This is a genomic window from Ruegeria sp. BA12 (assembly GCF_056539625.1).
The window spans coordinates 1-1,037 of the sequence record NZ_JBQFVF010000029.1; the positions used below are offsets into that span (position 1 = coordinate 1).

Here is a 1,037-nt window from a genome sequence, read left to right on the forward strand (position 1 = left end):
GCGCAGGGCTCGGTGATGACCAACAAATACGCCGAAGGCTATCCTGGTCGGCGGTATTACGGCGGCTGCCAATTCGTTGATATCGCTGAAAACCTGGCCATCGACCGCGCCAAGCAGCTGTTTGGGTGCGAGTTTGCCAACGTGCAGCCGAACTCGGGCAGCCAGGCCAACCAGGGCGTGTTCCAGGCGCTGATCCAACCCGGCGACACCATTCTGGGCATGAGCCTGGATGCCGGCGGTCACCTGACCCACGGCGCGCGCCCCAACCAGTCGGGCAAGTGGTTCAACGCGGTGCAGTACGGCGTCCGCAAGGAAGACAACATGCTGGATTATGATCAGGTCGAGGCGCTGGCGAAAGAGCACCAGCCCAAGCTGATCATCGCCGGAGGCTCGGCCATCCCGCGCGTGATCGACTTTGCCCGCATGCGCGAGATCGCCGACATGGTCGGTGCCTATCTGCACGTGGACATGGCGCATTTCGCCGGTCTGGTTGCGGCAGGCGAACACCCCAGCCCCTTCCCGCACGCGCATGTGGCGACGACGACCACGCACAAGACCCTGCGCGGTCCGCGTGGTGGCATGATCCTGACCAATGATGAAGGTATCGCTAAGAAAGTGAATTCGGCGATCTTCCCCGGCATTCAGGGCGGCCCGCTGATGCATGTGATCGCGGCCAAGGCCGTGGCCTTCGGCGAGGCTCTGCAGCCTGCGTTCAAGGACTATATCAAGCAGGTCGTCGTCAATTCGCAGGCATTGTCGGATCAGCTGATCAAGGGCGGTCTGGACACGGTGACCCACGGCACCGACACCCATGTGGTGCTGGTCGACCTGCGCCCCAAAGGCGTGAAGGGCAACGCGACCGAAAAGGCCCTGGGCCGCGCGCATATCACCTGCAACAAGAACGGCGTGCCGTTTGACCCGGAAAAACCGACCGTCACCAGCGGCATCCGCCTGGGCTCGCCCGCCGGCACCACCCGCGGCTTTGGCGAGGTCGAATTCCGCCAGATCGCCGACTGGATCATCGAAGTGGTCGACGG

The 1,037-nt window shown here is 63.5% G+C and carries 1 protein-coding gene; it reads left to right on the top strand.

Annotated elements, in window-relative coordinates; genetic code table 11:
- On the top strand, positions 1 to 1,037 hold a 1,037-nt coding region (gene glyA / locus ACR0B0_RS20855; RefSeq protein WP_480649428.1), incomplete at both ends, for a serine hydroxymethyltransferase.